This window comes from Parvimonas sp. oral taxon 393 str. F0440, from assembly GCA_000223315.2.
Taxonomy (GTDB): domain Bacteria; phylum Bacillota; class Clostridia; order Tissierellales; family Peptoniphilaceae; genus Parvimonas.
In genome coordinates, this window is record AFUS01000004.1 from 485906 (window position 1) to 502544 (window position 16639).

The following is a 16639-nucleotide window of genomic DNA, read 5'->3' on the forward strand; positions in this document are numbered from 1 at the left end:
GATGTTTTATGGATAAAACAGGTAGAACCAAGGAAGAAATTTTTAATATCTTAAAAGATAGAATTGTAACATTAAAATATGAACCCGGAAAAATTTTAAATGAAATAGAGTTATCAGAAGAGTTTGGAGTTAGTAGGACACCAATTAGAACAGTATTTCAACAATTAGAGGCTATTAAATTAGTTGATATTGTTCCAAGATATGGAGTTCAGGTTGCAACTTTAGATTTTTTAAATATAAAATCATTATTTGAAGTTACAAAAGTGTTAGATCCTCTTGCAACAAGATTAGCAGTTTCAAAACTGACAGATAATGATAGAGAGAGACTTAAAGAAATAGTTTCTACTTTAGAAACTTATGATACTACGAAAGATTATCAGGAAGCAATTTTACTTGATGAAGAATTCCACAAAATAGTTACAAAGTCTTGTGCGAATCCATGGCTTATAGATATATTATCTGATTTGCATTGCCAAACAGAGAGATTGTGGCATTATTGTGATATTTATTTTAGTGATATGGAAATTTTTACAAGAACATTTAGAAAGATTTTAGAAGCCTTTGAAAAAAGGGATGAAGAAATGGCTGAAAAATATGCAAGAGAACATATTGAGGATTTTGTTGAAAAAATAAAATCTGCATTATTATAAAATTTAGAGTGATTAGTTTTACTAATCACTCAGACTGAAGACAAAGGTGTCAATGAGAAATCATAGACACCTTTTTTAGTGGAGAAAAGAGTTAAAAAGTAGTATAATAATATAAAAGGAGATGTTGAAAATGCTACATAAGAATGATGAAAATAGAGTAAATCAAGTGCAAATGGTAAGTATAGATTCTTTAGTTCCAAAGAATCATTTATTAAGGAAAATAGAAGAAACAATAGATTTTTCCTTCATATATGATTTAATAGAAGATAAATATTGTTTAGATAATGGCAGACCAAATATAGATCCAGTAGTACTTTTTAAAATAATATTTTTAAAATACATTTTTGGTATAAAAAGTATGCGTCAAACAATAAGAGAAATAGAGGTAAATGTAGCATATAGATGGTTTTTAGGATATGATTTTTATGATAAGATACAACATTTTACAACATATGGACAAAATTACAAGAGAAGATTTAAAGATGCAGATATATTTGAAAAGATATTTGTAAATATATTAAGTCAAGCAGAGAAATAAGGCTTTGTAGATGAAAAGATACAATTTGTAGATTCGACACATGTAAAAGCACATGCAAATAGACATAAGAATATAGAAGTAAAGATAGAAAAGAAAGCAAAGAAATATCATAGTCAATTAAATGAAGAGATAAAAAAGGATAGAGAATTAAAAGGGAAAAAGGAATTAAGTCCCACCAATGGAAAAGAAATAGTAAAAAAAGTAGAAAGTACAACAGATAAAGAAAGTGGATTATTCCATAAAGGAGAACATAACGAGGTTTTTGCATATAGTGTACAGACAAGTTGTGATAAAAATGGCTGGGTGTTAGCTTGTAGAAGCTATGCAGGAAATTTACATGATAGTGAAACATTTATGGATTTTTATGAAAAGGACTTAAAGAAATTCGAGTTAAGAAAAATAGTAATGGATGCAGGATACAAAACACCGGCAACAGCAAAGATGTTGATAGATGATAAAATACAACCGGTATTACCATATACAAGCCCAAAAAGAAAGAGAAAAGAAGGATTTTATCCAAAAGATTATGTATATGATGAATATTATGATTGTTACATCTGCCCTGAAAATGAGATATTAAAATATAGTACGACAACAAGAGAAGGATATAGAGAGTATAAAAGCGATAGAAAAAAATGTAGTAAGTGTAAGAATTTAGATAAGTGTACAGAAAGCAAAAACAAACAAAAAGTAATAACAATACATATATGGAAGAATTACTTAGAAGAATGTGAAGAATACAGATATACAAAAACAGGAAAAGAAGAATATAAAAGAAGAAAAGAGACGATAGAAAGAACATTTGGAACAGTAAAAGAATATCATGGATTTAGATATACAAACGAAAAAGGGAAAGCAAAAATGCAAATAAAAGCTCTCCTAACTTTTGCGTGTCTAAATATGAAGAAATTAGCAAATATGATGAGTAGATTAAGTAGAAAGAGACCTAATTTTTTAAATTTTAGAGAAATTTATATAAAATTTAAGATTTTAAGAAATTTTCATATAATTTTTAATTAAAAACAAAAATACATAAAAAAAGCACAGACAAAATTTATGCTTTGTCTGCACTCTGAAACTCAGGGTTTTTGTAATCCTGAGTTTTTTGTTATAAAAAATTAGTTTTAAAGTTTATTAATTTTCTTTAAATATCATATCATTATTTATTTTTGTATAGAATAATTTTTTTACTGTTTCAAAATCATTACCAAAATTTCCTAAAATCCACATTATTTTTGTAACCGTTGCTTCTGTTGTCATATTTTGGGATTCTAAGTAAGAGATTGAACTTATTCTTTTTCCGACTTCATAAACTCCAACATCAGAACCCTCTTGTGGAACTTGTGTTGTCATTATTATAGTTTTTTCGTTGTCGTATTCTGATATTAATCTCTTCAGTTCTGTTTCTATCGTTTTTGGAATTCCGCCAACGCCAAAGCTTTCAATTATTATTGCATCATAGTTTTTGAAAATTTCAGGTAGAATTTTAGCGGTCATTGAAGGAATTAATTTTAATACAAAAACATTAGTATTTAATGAGTCATAAAATTTAACTTCTTTTTCACACTTTTCATCGTTTATATATCTATAAATTTTTTCATCTTGCATAATTGCTAGGAATGGGAAGTTTACAGATGAAAAAGCATCAAAGCTTTTTGATCTTTCTTTTCTGGCTCTTGTTCCTGCAATTACTTTTCCGTCAAAAACAATGCTAACACCTTTTGAATTGCTTTTTGAGGCATATAAAAGGCTATTTAATAAATTATTTTTTGCATCTGTTATATGCATATCTATTGATTTTTGTGAACCGGTTAAAACTATTGGCTTTTGACTGTTTTGTATTAGATATGATAGAGCTGAAGCTGTATATGCCATTGTATCAGTACCATGTGTAATTACAAAGCCATCATATTTTTCATAATTTTTTTGAATTTCATCTTTTATCTTTAACCAATGTTCCGGTTGCATATCTGTTGAATCTACATTTAAAAGATTTACTGTATCTATTTCAAAATCAAGTTTTGTAAAATTTAAGTATTCAAGTAGCTTTTTTGAATTTATTTTTGGGGTTAATCCTTCATCGGTTGGCATTGATGCGATTGTTCCACCTGTTGAAATTAATAAAATTTTTTTCATAACCTAAACTCCTATATTTGTAATTTTTACATCAGCTATATTATATCACAAAAAATTAATAATTAAATATTAATTTTTATTGTAGAATAACAATGTTCTAAAAGCGAAGCATCTTAGAAAAAGAGATTTTTAGTGTTTTAATAAATTTTTTATTAATAATAGTCCATTTGGATTTACATGAAGTCCTTGTATATTATTATGAACAAGAACAGAAAATGAACGTTTATATAGTGGGAAAATAAGATTATCTCTTTGTATATCTTCAATAGAAGTGTACATTTTTGAGAAGTCATCATTTTGTAAAAAGTGATTAATATAATATTTTATATCCAATTCGTCTGTAGTTCCCATATTAAAGATTGAGTGTGTTATTTCTGAAGTTCCGTCATTTTTTATACTTACTTTAATTTTATATTTATCAATCCACTCTTTTGATAGAGATGCCAAAATCCTTTCAGATAATTTTGTTCCATTACTACTTAAAGTAAGAATCTCATTTTGTAAATTTGAAGATTTTAAAATTTCCTCAACTTCATTTTTTAATTTTGAAATTTGTTCTGAAACTAAATTTTCTCTTTGAATCATAGGGACTGAATTATTATACAAAATGAATTCAGCTAAAAATTTAGAATCTATTAAATCATTCAAATTTTTCCTTAAAGTATCATTTTTTAATATTTTATTGTTTGTGTCTAATTTTAAAAATTCAAAAATATTAGTTTTAAAGTTTAGAAGTTCCGGTTTTTTACTTGAGTCAAGACGTCTTTCATATGGTATTTCATAAAATGGAAGGCCGAAAAAGTCAATTTGTTTTAAGTCGAAAAGTTGATAAGCTAATATCTCATTTTCTACTAATTTCAAAGTTACTTTTTTAATCTTTGTATTTACATTATCCCAATAATTTTCATTTTGTTCTAAAATTATTTCTTCATCGGTGTAGCTTTTTAATTTAAAAGCACTATTAGTAATAAGATTTTCTTTGTCAATCTTACTATCTTTTTTAGTAGGGAACATAAATACATTTGAAAGTATTTCATCGAAATTTTTAACAGGATATTCCATAGTTACTTCTATTGTGTTTTTGTTTAAAATTTTAATTCCATCAAATTCTTTGAGTTTTGCTTTTCCATCATATAGTTTTTTTGCGTCTTTAATAAAAAATAGTTTAAAAGCATTAGGATTTTTATTTTCATAATTTAAAATGCTCATCCAAGACTCTACATAATCTTCTGCAGTAATATCTGATCCGTCAGACCATTTTAAATTATCTCTAAGTGTAATAGTCCACTTTTTAAAATCTGCACTTTTTTCTATGCTTTCAGCTTGGTTTAAGGCTATTTTTCCATGAGATGAATATTCAGTAAGACCTTCAAAAAGTTGAGATACCACTGAATCATTATTTAGGCTGTCTGATAATTTCGGATCCAGATTGTACTCTTGTTTTTTAACGGCTGTTACTATTTCTGTATTTGAAGTTTTTGAATTATCGCTTTGTTTGTCTTTCTTATTATTTGAACATGACACTAGAAGAAAAGTCATTAATATTAAAAATATTTTTAAAAATTTTTTCATAAGATTCTCCTTTTAAATTTTTCTAACAGATATATTTTATCATAATTAGTTAAAAATAAAATAATTACAAAAAAGTAATAAAAATATTAAAAGTTATTGTGATTTAAATCACAATTATTATATTTCTAAAACTTTATTGTTAAAAAATTAAATAAGTTTTGATATATCTTATTAATATGAGGTAAATACATAGTACAAAATAATAATTTTGATATTAAATTTTGGAGGTTTATAGTGAGTAATTCAAAAAAATTAACAAAAAAAGAACTTTTAGAAATGTATGATAAAATGTTACTTATAAGACATTTTGATATGGAACTTAGTAAATTATATTCAAGAGGATTTATTCATGGAATGACACATTATTCTGTTGGGGAAGAAGCTGCAAATGTAGGTGCTATTTATCCCATGAGAAAAGAAGATTTAATGTATTCAAATCATAGAGGACATGGTCAAACAATTACAAAAGGTATTGATATAAATAAAATGATGGCAGAAATTTTGGGAAAATCTACTGGGCAATGTAAAGGCCGTGGAGGCAGTATGCATCTTTACAATTTGGAAGTAAATAATATGGGATGTAATGGTATTGTTGGCGGTGGACATGGTTTAAGTACTGGTGCAGCTCTTGCTCAAAAAATGAAAAAGACAGGAAATGTTGTAGTTTGTTGTATGGGTGAAAGTGCTACAAATGAAGGAAGTTTTCATGAATGTTTAAATATGGCGTCAATTTGGAAATTACCTTTAATATTTTATGTAATAAATAATAATTATGGTATTTCAATGTCTCAACAAAGATCAATGACTGTTGAAAGAGTTGTTGATAGAGCAGAGGCTTATAAAGTAAAATCAATTTATGTTGAAGATGGTAATAATGTTTTAGATGTTTATGATGCTATGAGTGAAGCACTTGATTACGCTAGGGAAGGTAATGGACCTGTTTTGGTTGAAGCAAAAAGCTATAGATGGTTTGGTCACTCTGCTTCAGATGCAGGAAAATATAGAGATAAAAAAGAAGTTGACGAATGGAAAGAAAAAGATCCTAATGTTGCATTTAAAAAATATTTGGTTGAAAATAAAATTGCGACTGAAAGTGAACTTGATGAAATGGAAGAAAGTGTAAAGAAAGTAATCGCTGATGCAATAACTTTTGCTAAGGAATCACCTTTAGCAGATGAAAAAGATGCTTGTACTGACAATTATGCTTAATATTATTTAATAGGAGAAGATTATGGCTAGTGAAATAAAAATTATGACTTTGCGTGAAGCAATAAAAGAAGCAATGTCCGAAGAAATGCGTAGAGATGAAAATGTATTTTTAATGGGAGAAGATGTTGGTATTTTCGGAGGAGATTTCGGAACTACTGTCGGAATGCTTGAAGAATTTGGAGAAGAAAGAGTTAGAGATTGTCCTATAAGTGAAGCTGCTATAGCAGGAGCTGCCGCAGGTGCTGCGTCTGTTGGAATGCGCCCTATCGTTGATTTAACTTTTATGGATTTTGTTACAATAGCAATGGATGCTATAGTAAATGAAGCTGCTCCAATGAGATATATGTTAGGTGGAGAAGTAAGTGTCCCGGTTGTTTATCGTTGTGCGTCTGGATCTGGTACTGGAGCCGCTGCTCAACACTGCAAGGCTCTTGAATCATGGTTCTGTCATATTCCGGGTTTAAAAGTTGTTGCACCCGGAACAGTGAATGATGCTTATGGAATATTAAAAGCATCAATAAGAGATAATAACCCTGTAATTTTTATCGAATCCAAAGCCCTTTTTGGAAGAAAAGGAGAAGTTAAGGTTGGAGAAATTGTTGAAATCGGAAAAGGGGAAGTTAAAGTCGGAGGTAAAGATGTAACTTTAGTTTCTTGGGGAAGAATGTTAGAAAGGGCTTTACAGGCCGCTGAAGAATTAAAAGCTGAAGGAATTAGTGTAGAAGTTGTTGACCCAATAACATTAGTACCTTTAGATGAAGACTTGATAGTTGAATCTGTTAAGAAAACAGGAAGACTTGTTCTTTGCCATGATTCATTTAAAACAGGTGGATTTGGTGGAGAAATTTCAGCTAGAATTGCTGAAAGTGATGCTTTTGATTATTTAGATGCGCCAATTTATAGACTTGCTGGAGCCGACACAAATATACCTTCTGCTAAAAACTTAGAGGCAGTAATTGTACCAAGTGTTGAAGATATTAAAAATACAATTAGAAAAGCAGTTAATAGATAGGAGGAAATTATGTCTGATACAAAATTAAGAGCAACACCTGCTGCAAGATTTTTATCTAAGCAAAATAATATCGACTTATCATTGCTAAAAGGAACAGGCCCTAAGGGAAGAATTCAAAAAGAAGATATTTTAAATTTTAAAAATTTTGGAATTATTAAAGTTTCTTCTCTTGCGAAAAAAATTGCAGAAGTTGAAGGTGTTGATTTAACTAAGGTAATTGGAACTGGAGTTAATGGTAAGATTTTAAAGGAAGATGTTTTAGAATTTTTAACAAATAAAGATGTAATTTCTACAGAAAATGCTGTTGAAGAACAACAAGTTGAAGTTCAAGAAGTTAAAAAATCATACGGTGAAGTTGAAGAAGTTCCAATGTCAATGATGAGAAGAACTGTTGCTAAGAGAATGAGTGAAAGCTATTTCACAGCACCAGTTTTTGTAGCAAATATAGAAGTTGATATGACTGAAGTTAAAAACTTAAGAGCAAATATTATGCAACAATTAATTGATGAAACAGGATATAAACTTACTATTACAGATATAATTTCTTTAGCTACTGTTAAGAGTTTAGTTAAACATCCATATGTAAATTGTAGTTTATCAGCAGATGGAACTAAAATTTTACTTCATAAATATGTAAATCTTGCTATGGCTGTTGGTCTTGAAAGTGGACTTTTAACTCCGGTTGTTAAAAATGCTGAGAAAATGAGTTTAAGAGAACTTATGATTTCATTAAAAGACTTAACTAAGAAAGCTGTTGAAATGAAATTAGAGTCAGAAGAATTAGAAGATAGTACATTCACTATTAGTAATTTAGGAATGTTTGGAATTGATTCTTTTGCTCCTATTATAAATCAACCTAATAGTGCAATTTTAGGTGTAAGTGCAACTGTTGATAAACCTGTTGTAGTAAATGGAGAAATAACTGTAAGACCTATTATGAAATTATCAATTACTGTTGATCATAGGGTTGTTGATGGAATGGAAGCTGCTAAATTTTTAAATACTTTGAAAAATTATTTAGAAAATCCTATTTCAATTTTAGTTTAGTGTGAGGAGAAAATTATGTTAACAGAAGTAATAATGCCAAAAGCTGGTAGTGAAATGGAAGAAGGTCAAATTGTAAAATGGCTTAAAAAAGAGGGAGACAAAGTTGAAGCTGGAGAAATAATTCTAGAAATTATGACTGATAAGGTTAATATGGAAATTGAAGCTGAAGCTTCAGGAACTTTGCTTAAAATTTTAAAACAAGATGGAGAAATTGTTCCGGTTATAACAACTATTGCATATATAGGAGATGAAGGAGATGTTATTCCTGAAACTGCTTCAGCACCAGCTAAAGAAGAAGTTAAGGAAGAAGTTAAAGCACAACCTGAAGAAAAAGTTGTTGAAGTTAAAGCTGAAACTAAAAAAGAATTAAAAGACGGTGAATATGATGTTGTTGTAATTGGTGGAGGCCCTGCAGGTTATTATTCAGCAATTAAAGCTGCTCAAAAAGGAGCAAAAGTTGCAATAGCAGAAAATAACAAATTTGGTGGTACTTGCTTAAATAGAGGTTGTATTCCAACAAAAACATATTTACAAAATGTTGAAGATTTAGAAAGAATTAAATCATCAAGCAAAAGAGGAATTATTTTAGAAAATGATAATGCTACTATTGATGTTGCAAAGGCTTTAAAATTCAAAAATTCTATAGTAAAGAAACTTACTGCTGGTGTTGAATTCTTATTAAAGAGCAATTCAGTAGAAATGTTTAAAGAAACTGCTTATATTAATTCAAATGGAAATGTTACTTTAGAAAGTGGAAAAGAACTTGTATGTGGTTCTGTAATTTTTGCCGGTGGTTCTAAATGTGTTAAAAATATTAAAGGTTCAGAAAATTCAAATGTTATAGACACTGATGAAGCTTTAGATTTAAAAGAAGCACCGGAATCTTTAGTAATAATCGGAGCAGATTATATTGGAGTTGAAATGGCTCAAATATTCAGCTCTTTTGGAAGTAAAGTAACTGTTGTTGAAAGAAAAGAATCAGCAATTAAAGTTGTAGATTCAGAAGTTTCTTCAATTTTAATCAAGTCTTTAGAAAAATCAGGAATTAAATTTATATTTGGTAAAGAAATTACTGAAATTTCAGGAGAAAAAGTATTATCAGGTTCAGAAGAAGTTGCTAGTGCAAAAGTAATTTTACTTACAACTAGAGAAGCTGATTTAACTGCATTAAAAGATGTAAAACTTGAAGTTTCAAATGGAAATGTTGTAGCAAATGATAAAATGCTATCAAGTTTAAAGAATGTTTATGTACCTGGAGATATTAATGGTAAAAATCTTCTTGCACATGCTGCATTTAAAATGGGAAATATTGTTGCATCTGAAATTGTTGAAGGTAAATCAGATAAGTATAATAACAATGTTATTCCTAGAGCAATTTACACATATCCTGAAATTGGTAGTGTAGGTTTAACTGAAGAAGAGGCTAAAAAATCTTATGATGTAAAAGTTGGAAAATTCAATTATGGAGCAAATGGTAGGGCTTTAGCTCATGGAGATTCATCAGGAATGGTTAAAATTATTTCTGATGCAAGATATGGTGAAATTTTAGGAGCTCATATCGTTGGACCTAGAGCATCCGAGTTGATTAATGAAGTTTCGGTTTTAATGCAATCTGAAGTTATTGTTGAAGAAGCAATTAAAATGGTATTTGGACATCCAACATTCTCAGAAGCAATTTATGAAGCTATTGCAGATGTTGAAGGAGTTAGTGTACATTTACCGAGAAAACAATAAAAATTTAAGGGACTGTATCAGAATTATTAATCTGAAAGCAGTCCCTTATTTATTACTTGGTTTTTTCAATAATCATATCACATAATTTAAGAACATGATTATATAATTTTTCATCTTTGTTTAATTCAAAGGTTCCGACAATATTTTTATCTTTCGGATCATATCTTTCCATGATTACTTCCTTTCCTGATTTCAAATCTTCATAGCTACTGATTCCAAATTTAACATCATCATTTATATTTACTAGTATTTCTATTGCGATTTTATATCTGTCTTTATTTCCGCTTTTGTAATCAGCAGTAAAATCTAAGAAAGGAGTTTTAAATTCGTTTATAATATCCTTTTCGTTTTTATCTGAAATATAAAAATGAAAATTTTTAGTACTTTGATCCATATTTATGCTACCCATAACTTCAATTGAATTTTTAGGTTTGGTAGTTTCATTAGTTTTTTCAGTTTCAGTTGTAATTGGTTTATTTTGTTCTTTATTATTACAAGCACATATCAAAAAGAGTACAATGAATACGCTCAATATCCGTATAAATTTGCTGTTTAAATTTTTCCATTCCAACTTTTATCACCTCTAAACCTTAATGGGTAGTAATCATCCGTAGCATTCAACGCATTCCATATATTTGAATAAAATGAAATTGAAGAGTTTCTTTTCACATATCTATTTAAATTTTTACAAAATTTATTTGAAACTTTTATATGGACATCTTCAAACCATCCCATAAAAATCATCTTACTTGAATTATTATAAATTTGAAAAGCATTTGACCATGTATTATTAGCTGCAGTTGAGCAAGCATCCAAAAATACAAACTTCCATTTTCCGGAGACATCTGAAGGGTATACATAATTACCTGAGTTATCAGTAATAGAGTTAGTACTTCCATGTCCCGAAAAAGTAAAGCCATAAGAATTATGTCATTTTAAATAAGCTTTTACAGTACTTGATGAAAAATAATTTACACTTGTGCTATATCCTAAAATACTCAATATTTCTCTTAAGTTTACAGCATTTTCAGGCTCAAAAGTTTCGGAAATATAAAAAGATTTTCCATCTAAACTTTTAACTCCGTTAATAAGTAAAACTCTTCCGTCCTTTGCATCAACCCAGACTTCAAATTCATTATCATAAATTACTTTATAAATCGGTTTAGGTTTTTCGTCTTCTTTTAATTTATCTATAACAAATTTGATTTTTACAAAGTTGGCTTTTACATTATTTTTGTGTAAATATCCATCAGCAATGTTTTTTGCTTCCTGAATTGTTATGTTTGCCAAAACTCTTTTGTTAAATTCTTCGATTTTTGAATAAGTTATAATTCTACCGGTAGAATTTTCAATACTGACAATAATTACATTATACTTATTTTCAATATTGTCTGTATCATTTGAAAAAATTAGTTTTGTTCCAGCACCATCTAATAAATCTTGCTCTTCTTTGAGTCTGAAACCATCAGGAATCAATTTTGTAATTTCAGTAATTATATTTTTTTTCTTTATATTGTTGAATGATATGCTACTATTATTATTATCTAATTTCAATTCAGATGTTCTATCCATATTCAATAGATTTCCATTACTATCGAATATTATTTCTGAAATATTATTTATCTTATAAATAATATTATTCTTTTTATATAATTTTCCATCGAAACCATTTATATTTTAATTAGATAATTTTATTTTGGTATCATTTTCTTTTTCTAGTTTTTCCTTAGTTAAATCTAAAATTCTAAAAGCATTCTTTATTTTAGTATTTGTTTCATTTGCATTCACAGTATTGGTTACAAAAAATGCACTCAGTATCAATAATAACCCTAATATTTTATATTTTAATTTCATATTATTTTCCTCCCTAATTCATATATAAAAAACGTTTATTAATCTATTAAACACAAACTATCTCCGTTTTTATACCTAGCAAAGTTGAAAAAAATAATCCACCTCCAAAACTGCAATACGGTACTCACTAAAAGTATATTATTTATTGAATAGATAGTATCATAATTATTAAATAAAATCAATAGTAAATATTAATGATGTTTGTTATTTTATTTTCAAGGTAAATTGCAAGAATAAATTAGCCACATACAAATAACTCTTTAGGTGTTTTGTAATTGAATATTTTTTTAGGATAATCATTAATCCAATTTTCAATAAATGCTATTCTTTGGTGAGTAGTATTTTTTGTTCTTTTAGCTAAAAATCTTCTTATTAATCTATTATGAGTTAATCAATTATGATTTTCATTAGTTCCTCTTTCATAACTTGAATAAGGGTGAGTGTAAAAGATTTTTTCATATTCAAATACTTCAAAAAGTCTTCCAAATTCTGAGCCATTATCAGCTGTAACGCTTTTTATTTAATATTCTCTAAGTATTTCTTTTAATGCATTACTTACTGATTTTATAGTTTTATCAGGTATTAATCTTATTATTTCAAATCTACTTTTTTTCAGTCATCGTCAACAAACAATTATCTTTTTCCTTTGTTAAAATCACTGTGTCTATTTCAAAATGACCTATTTTCTCTCTTTCATTTATATAATTCGGTCTTTCTCCTACAGATTTTTCTAATATTCTTTCTATTTTTTCTTTAGAATTATTATTTATTTTATTCTTTCTAGGATAATTTAAAATACTTCTTTTCAATCCAAAAAAGCTTTTATTTATCCAATAATATATTGTTGATGTTGATACTTTATTATCTATTTTTGTTTTTGAAATTATTTCAGGTGAATGTTTCTATTTTAAAAAATGTAAAATTTTATCTCTAATTTCAAAATATACCTTTAATTTTCTCCCATATCTTTTTTATTTTTATCTTAAATTAATTGAGCAAAATCTGCTTTGTATATCTTTTTTAATTTACTATAAGAAGTTCTCTGAATGGCTAAATTTCTTTTAATTTAATTATTTATTGTTTGAGGACTTTTTCCCAAAAGCCTTGTAATTTCTCTATTGTTTTTTCTTTCTTCCATTTTTCTATTAATTTTCTTAACTCTATTGTTAAATGCTTATGTTTTGTGTTACAATTACTATACATCTCATTTAGGTTCCTTTCTTAGTTTTCTAGTCAATTACTATTATACCTCTTTGAGATGGTTTTTTATGCTACTACTGGCTAACTTAATTTTACAATATGCGATAATAAAATTTATTTAAAAAAAGGATAGAAATTCTATCCTTTTTTTAATGAATATGATAAAATAGTTTTGATACTTTTGGAATTGAGGAGAAATTATGATTTTTATTAAAAATAAAATTACAGATGTATATTTTAATTTAGCTATGGAGGAATATATCTTTGAAAAATTTAAAGAAGATGAAGTTTTTATGCTTTGGATAAATGAACCGTCTGTAGTTATAGGGAAACATCAGAATTTAATAGAAGAATTAAATATGAAATACTGTTTTGAAAATAATATCAAGATTGCTAGAAGACTTTCAGGTGGTGGGACAGTTGTTCATGATTTTGGAAATCTTAATTATACTTACATAACAAATACTACAGGAGATACTGCACTTGATTTTAAGGAATTTTTAAAACCTATGTATAAAGCACTTTTAAATTTGAATATTGATGCTAATATTTCTCCGAGAAATGACTTTAGAGTTCAGGAAAAGAAAATTTGTGGACATTCTCAATTTATGAGAAAGAAAAGAGTTTTACACCATGGTTGTATTCTTTTTGATAGTAACTTAGATAAACTAAGAAATGCTTTGAATGTAAAAAACAAAAAAATTATTTCAAAATCTGCAAAATCCGTAAAGAGCAGTGTTGCAAATTTAAAAGAAATTTCAAAACTGGATTACGAAATTTCAGATTTTTTAGAAAAATTAAAAAATGAAATCTTAAAAATTCAAGAGAATTTTGAAATATATGAATTAACAAAAGAGGATATTTTAAATATAGATAAAATAAAATCTGAAAAATATGCTACAAAAGACTGGATATATGGACAATCTCCTAAATGTACTTTTTTCTTAGGTGAAGAAAGAGATTATACTGTTGAAATTGATGGTGGAAAAATAGAAAAAATCAATATGGGAGACGATAATAAATTTGACAGTTTAATAGGATTATATTTTGAATATGAAGAAATAAAAAATAAAATAGATGAGTTGAATATAAAAGATGATTATGCTCAAAATTTTATAGAAATTTAAGGTGATTATATGTTATTTTTAAAAGAGATGAATATTGAAGATGCAAAGAAAGAATATATTGCAATGACTTCAATTCCTGAAGATGAGAATGGTTTCGTGAATAAATTTTATAATGTTTCATTTGAAGAATTTGTAAATGAGGTAATTCCAAATTGTGAAAAACAATCTAAGGGAATTGACTTAAAACCTAATAGAGTTGCTCAAAACTATTATTTTTTGTGGGATGATGAAATTGTAGGACTTTTTAAAGTTCGAAAAAAGCTTAATGACTCTTTAAGAGAGGGTGCAGGACATATTGGTTATGGAATTATAAAAAATATAGAAATAAAGGCTATGCAACTAGAGGACTTAAATTAGTAATCGAGCTTATAAAAGATAAAATTGAAGAAGACGAAATTTATATGAGTGTAAATAAGAATAATCCATACTCTTTAAAAACTCAGCTAAACTGTGGGGCTTACATATTTACCGAAAATGAAGACCAATATTTTACTAGAATAAAAATTTAAGATTTATATTTATAATTGGCAATTCAAAATGGGATTGTCTTTTTTGATAAATAGGCATAAAATCAATGAAATTATTTTACTTTTTACTGTATATATGCTATAATTAATTGTTATGCATTGGATATATAATATAGAAAGGAAAGTATATGAGAAATATTGAAAATATAAGAAATGTTGCGATTATAGCACATGTTGACCATGGTAAAACTACTTTGGTAGATTGTTTATTAAAAAGTAGCGGTGTTTTTAGAGAAAATCAAGATGTAAAAGAAAGAGTAATGGACTCAAATGATATAGAAAGAGAAAGAGGAATTACAATTCTTTCAAAAAATACTGCCATTGATTATAATGGAATAAAAATTAATGTAATTGATACACCGGGACATGCTGATTTTGGTGGAGAAGTTGAACGTGTTTTAAAAATGGCAAATGGAGTTATTCTTGTAGTTGACGCTTTTGAAGGACCTATGCCTCAAACTAAATTCGTTTTAAGAAAGGCGTTTGAACTTAAATTGCCAACTATTATTTGTATAAATAAAATTGATAGACCTGAAGCTAGATGTGAAGAAGTTGTTGATGAAGTTTTAGATTTATTTATCCAACTTGACGCATCAGAGGATTATTTGGAAAGTCCTTTTGTTTTTGCATCTGCAAGATCAGGATATGCAACTATGGATTTTAACAAAAAGACTGAAGATATGAAAACTCTTTTAGATGTTATTGTTGACTATATTCCTGCACCAAAAGGAGATGAAAATGCGCCTTTTAAATTACTTATTTCTACTACTGATTATAATGAGTATGTAGGAAGAATAGGTATTGGTAAAATAGAAAGCGGTAGTGTTAAGCTTGGAGATGATGCTGTAATTGTAAATTATAATGATAGCAGTATAAATAAGAAAATAAAAATTACTAAAATATATGAATTTGAAAATTTATCCAGAAAAGAAGTTGAAAGTTCATCTGTAGGAAATATTATTGCAGTAACGGGAGTTGAAGGTATTAGCATAGGTGATACTCTTTGCTCTTTGGAAGATGTAACACCACTTCCATTTGTAAAGATTTCTGAACCTACTCTTGCTATGAATTTTATAGTTAACAACTCTCCTTTTGCAGGTAAAGAAGGAAAATTTGTTACAAGTAGACAAATTCGTGCAAGACTTTATAAAGAATTAGAAACGGATGTAAGTTTAAGAGTTGAGGATACTGCTTCAACAGACAGCTTTAGAGTTTCAGGAAGAGGAGAACTTCATCTTTCAGTTTTAATTGAAAATATGAGAAGAGAAGGTTATGAATTCCAAGTTTCAAAACCCGAAGTTTTATACAAAAAAGACCAAAATGGCAAATTATTAGAACCAATAGAAACTGTAACTATAGATGTAGATCAAGAATTCGTAGGTACTGTTATAGAAAAATTGGGACAAAGGAAAGCTGACTTAGTTAATATGAATCCTTCACAAGCAGGATATACAAGACTTATATTTAATATTCCTGCTAGAGGACTTATAGGATATCGTTCAGAATTTTTAACAGATACTAGAGGAAGTGGAACTCTAAATACTGAATTTAAAGGTTATGAACCCTTTAAGGGTGAAATTCCAAAGAGAAATGTTGGCTCTTTAATTTGTTTTGAAACAGGAGTTGCAACAGCTTATGGATTAAATTCAGCTCAAGAGAGAGGAACATTATTTATATCTCCTCAAGCAGAAGTTTATGAAGGAATGGTTGTAGGTTCTAATGCTAAAGGACTTGACATTGAAGTTAATGTTTGTAGAAAGAAACAACAAACCAATATTAGATCTTCAGCTTCTGATGATGCTTTAAAACTTAGTCCTCCAAAGATTATGAGTTTGGAAGAAATGTTGGAATTTATAGAAAGTGATGAATATATTGAAATAACTCCTAAGAGTTTAAGAATGAGAAAGAAGATTTTAGACTCACAATTGAGATATAAATCTAAGAAAAACAATAAATAGTTTAAAAATACACTATAAATGTGGTATAATATTTATAAATTTATATGTTAAAATTTATATGTTATAAGAAAAAAT

General features: G+C 27.6%; 14 protein-coding genes and 2 pseudogenes. 9 read left to right on the top strand and 7 right to left on the bottom strand.

Annotated features, from left to right (window positions below; translation table 11 throughout):
• Positions 1-8 precede the first annotated feature (8 nt).
• Positions 9-650: a GntR family transcriptional regulator gene (locus HMPREF9127_RS03330; RefSeq protein ID WP_009447815.1), complete on the top strand. Its 642-nt coding sequence runs from the start codon at positions 9-11 to the stop codon at positions 648-650.
• 130 nt (positions 651-780) lie between these two features.
• Positions 781-2208: pseudogene (locus HMPREF9127_RS07725) on the top strand (IS1182 family transposase).
• Positions 2209-2322: 114 nt separating this feature from the next.
• Here the strand turns inward: HMPREF9127_RS07725 and HMPREF9127_RS03345 are convergent.
• Together HMPREF9127_RS03345 and HMPREF9127_RS03350 are read right to left on the bottom strand one after the other, a co-directional pair.
• Positions 2323-3324, bottom strand: a complete 1002-nt coding sequence (locus tag HMPREF9127_RS03345; RefSeq protein WP_009448440.1) for an asparaginase — start codon at positions 3322-3324, stop codon at positions 2323-2325.
• A gap of 129 nt (positions 3325-3453) precedes the next feature.
• Positions 3454-4896 (bottom strand): ABC transporter substrate-binding protein, encoded by a 1443-nt coding sequence (locus HMPREF9127_RS03350; RefSeq protein WP_009447947.1) that lies wholly within the window; start codon positions 4894-4896, stop codon positions 3454-3456.
• A gap of 234 nt (positions 4897-5130) precedes the next feature.
• Between HMPREF9127_RS03350 and HMPREF9127_RS03355 the strand changes: the two genes are divergently transcribed.
• Genes HMPREF9127_RS03355 through lpdA form a run of 4 tightly spaced genes read left to right on the top strand, consistent with a single transcriptional unit; the run spans position 5131 to position 9898 of the window.
• On the top strand, positions 5131-6105 hold the full coding sequence (locus HMPREF9127_RS03355) for a thiamine pyrophosphate-dependent dehydrogenase E1 component subunit alpha (protein ID WP_009447841.1): 975 nt from the start codon (positions 5131-5133) through the stop codon (positions 6103-6105).
• Positions 6106-6127: 22 nt separating this feature from the next.
• The gene (locus HMPREF9127_RS03360; protein WP_009447712.1) at positions 6128-7117 is read left to right on the top strand and encodes an alpha-ketoacid dehydrogenase subunit beta; all 990 of its coding nucleotides are present in this window, start codon (positions 6128-6130) and stop codon (positions 7115-7117) included.
• A gap of 9 nt (positions 7118-7126) precedes the next feature.
• Positions 7127-8164, top strand: a complete 1038-nt coding sequence (locus HMPREF9127_RS03365) for a dihydrolipoamide acetyltransferase (RefSeq protein ID WP_009447805.1) — start codon at positions 7127-7129, stop codon at positions 8162-8164.
• A 15-nt stretch (positions 8165-8179) separates the two neighbouring features.
• The gene (lpdA, locus tag HMPREF9127_RS03370; protein ID WP_009447928.1) at positions 8180-9898 is read left to right on the top strand and encodes a dihydrolipoyl dehydrogenase; all 1719 of its coding nucleotides are present in this window, start codon (positions 8180-8182) and stop codon (positions 9896-9898) included.
• A gap of 52 nt (positions 9899-9950) precedes the next feature.
• Here lpdA and HMPREF9127_RS03375 read toward each other — a convergent pair whose 3' ends face one another.
• From HMPREF9127_RS03375 to HMPREF9127_RS03390, 5 genes and pseudogenes are all read right to left on the bottom strand, one after another.
• On the bottom strand, positions 9951-10469 hold the full coding sequence (locus HMPREF9127_RS03375; RefSeq protein WP_039849366.1) for a hypothetical protein: 519 nt from the start codon (positions 10467-10469) through the stop codon (positions 9951-9953).
• Entirely contained in the window at positions 10451-10714 is a 264-nt protein-coding gene (locus HMPREF9127_RS03380) for a hypothetical protein (RefSeq protein WP_009448238.1), read from the bottom strand. The genes HMPREF9127_RS03375 and HMPREF9127_RS03380 overlap by 19 nt, the downstream gene beginning before the upstream one ends.
• Before the next feature lie 114 nt (positions 10715-10828).
• Positions 10829-11470 carry a YcdB/YcdC domain-containing protein gene (locus HMPREF9127_RS03385; protein WP_009448324.1) on the bottom strand — a complete coding sequence of 214 codons (642 nt, stop codon included), beginning with the start codon at positions 11468-11470 and terminating at the stop codon, positions 10829-10831.
• Positions 11471-11575: 105 nt separating this feature from the next.
• Positions 11576-11752, bottom strand: a complete 177-nt coding sequence (locus HMPREF9127_RS08190) for a hypothetical protein (RefSeq protein WP_009447745.1) — start codon at positions 11750-11752, stop codon at positions 11576-11578.
• Positions 11753-11990: 238 nt separating this feature from the next.
• Positions 11991-12955: pseudogene (locus HMPREF9127_RS03390) on the bottom strand (IS30 family transposase).
• Positions 12956-13152: 197 nt separating this feature from the next.
• Here HMPREF9127_RS03390 and lplA point away from each other — a divergent pair.
• The 3 genes from lplA (at position 13153) to typA (ending at position 16564) form a co-directional block, all read left to right on the top strand.
• A complete protein-coding gene (gene lplA / locus HMPREF9127_RS03395; RefSeq protein ID WP_009448293.1) occupies positions 13153-14079 on the top strand; it encodes a lipoate--protein ligase in 927 nt (308 codons plus the stop codon).
• Positions 14080-14088: 9 nt separating this feature from the next.
• Positions 14089-14436, top strand: coding sequence for a GNAT family N-acetyltransferase (locus HMPREF9127_RS03400; RefSeq protein WP_009448476.1), 348 nt, complete (start codon positions 14089-14091; stop codon positions 14434-14436).
• 298 nt (positions 14437-14734) lie between these two features.
• Positions 14735-16564 (top strand): translational GTPase TypA, encoded by a 1830-nt coding sequence (gene typA, locus HMPREF9127_RS03405; protein ID WP_009448218.1) that lies wholly within the window; start codon positions 14735-14737, stop codon positions 16562-16564.
• Positions 16565-16639 lie beyond the last annotated feature (75 nt).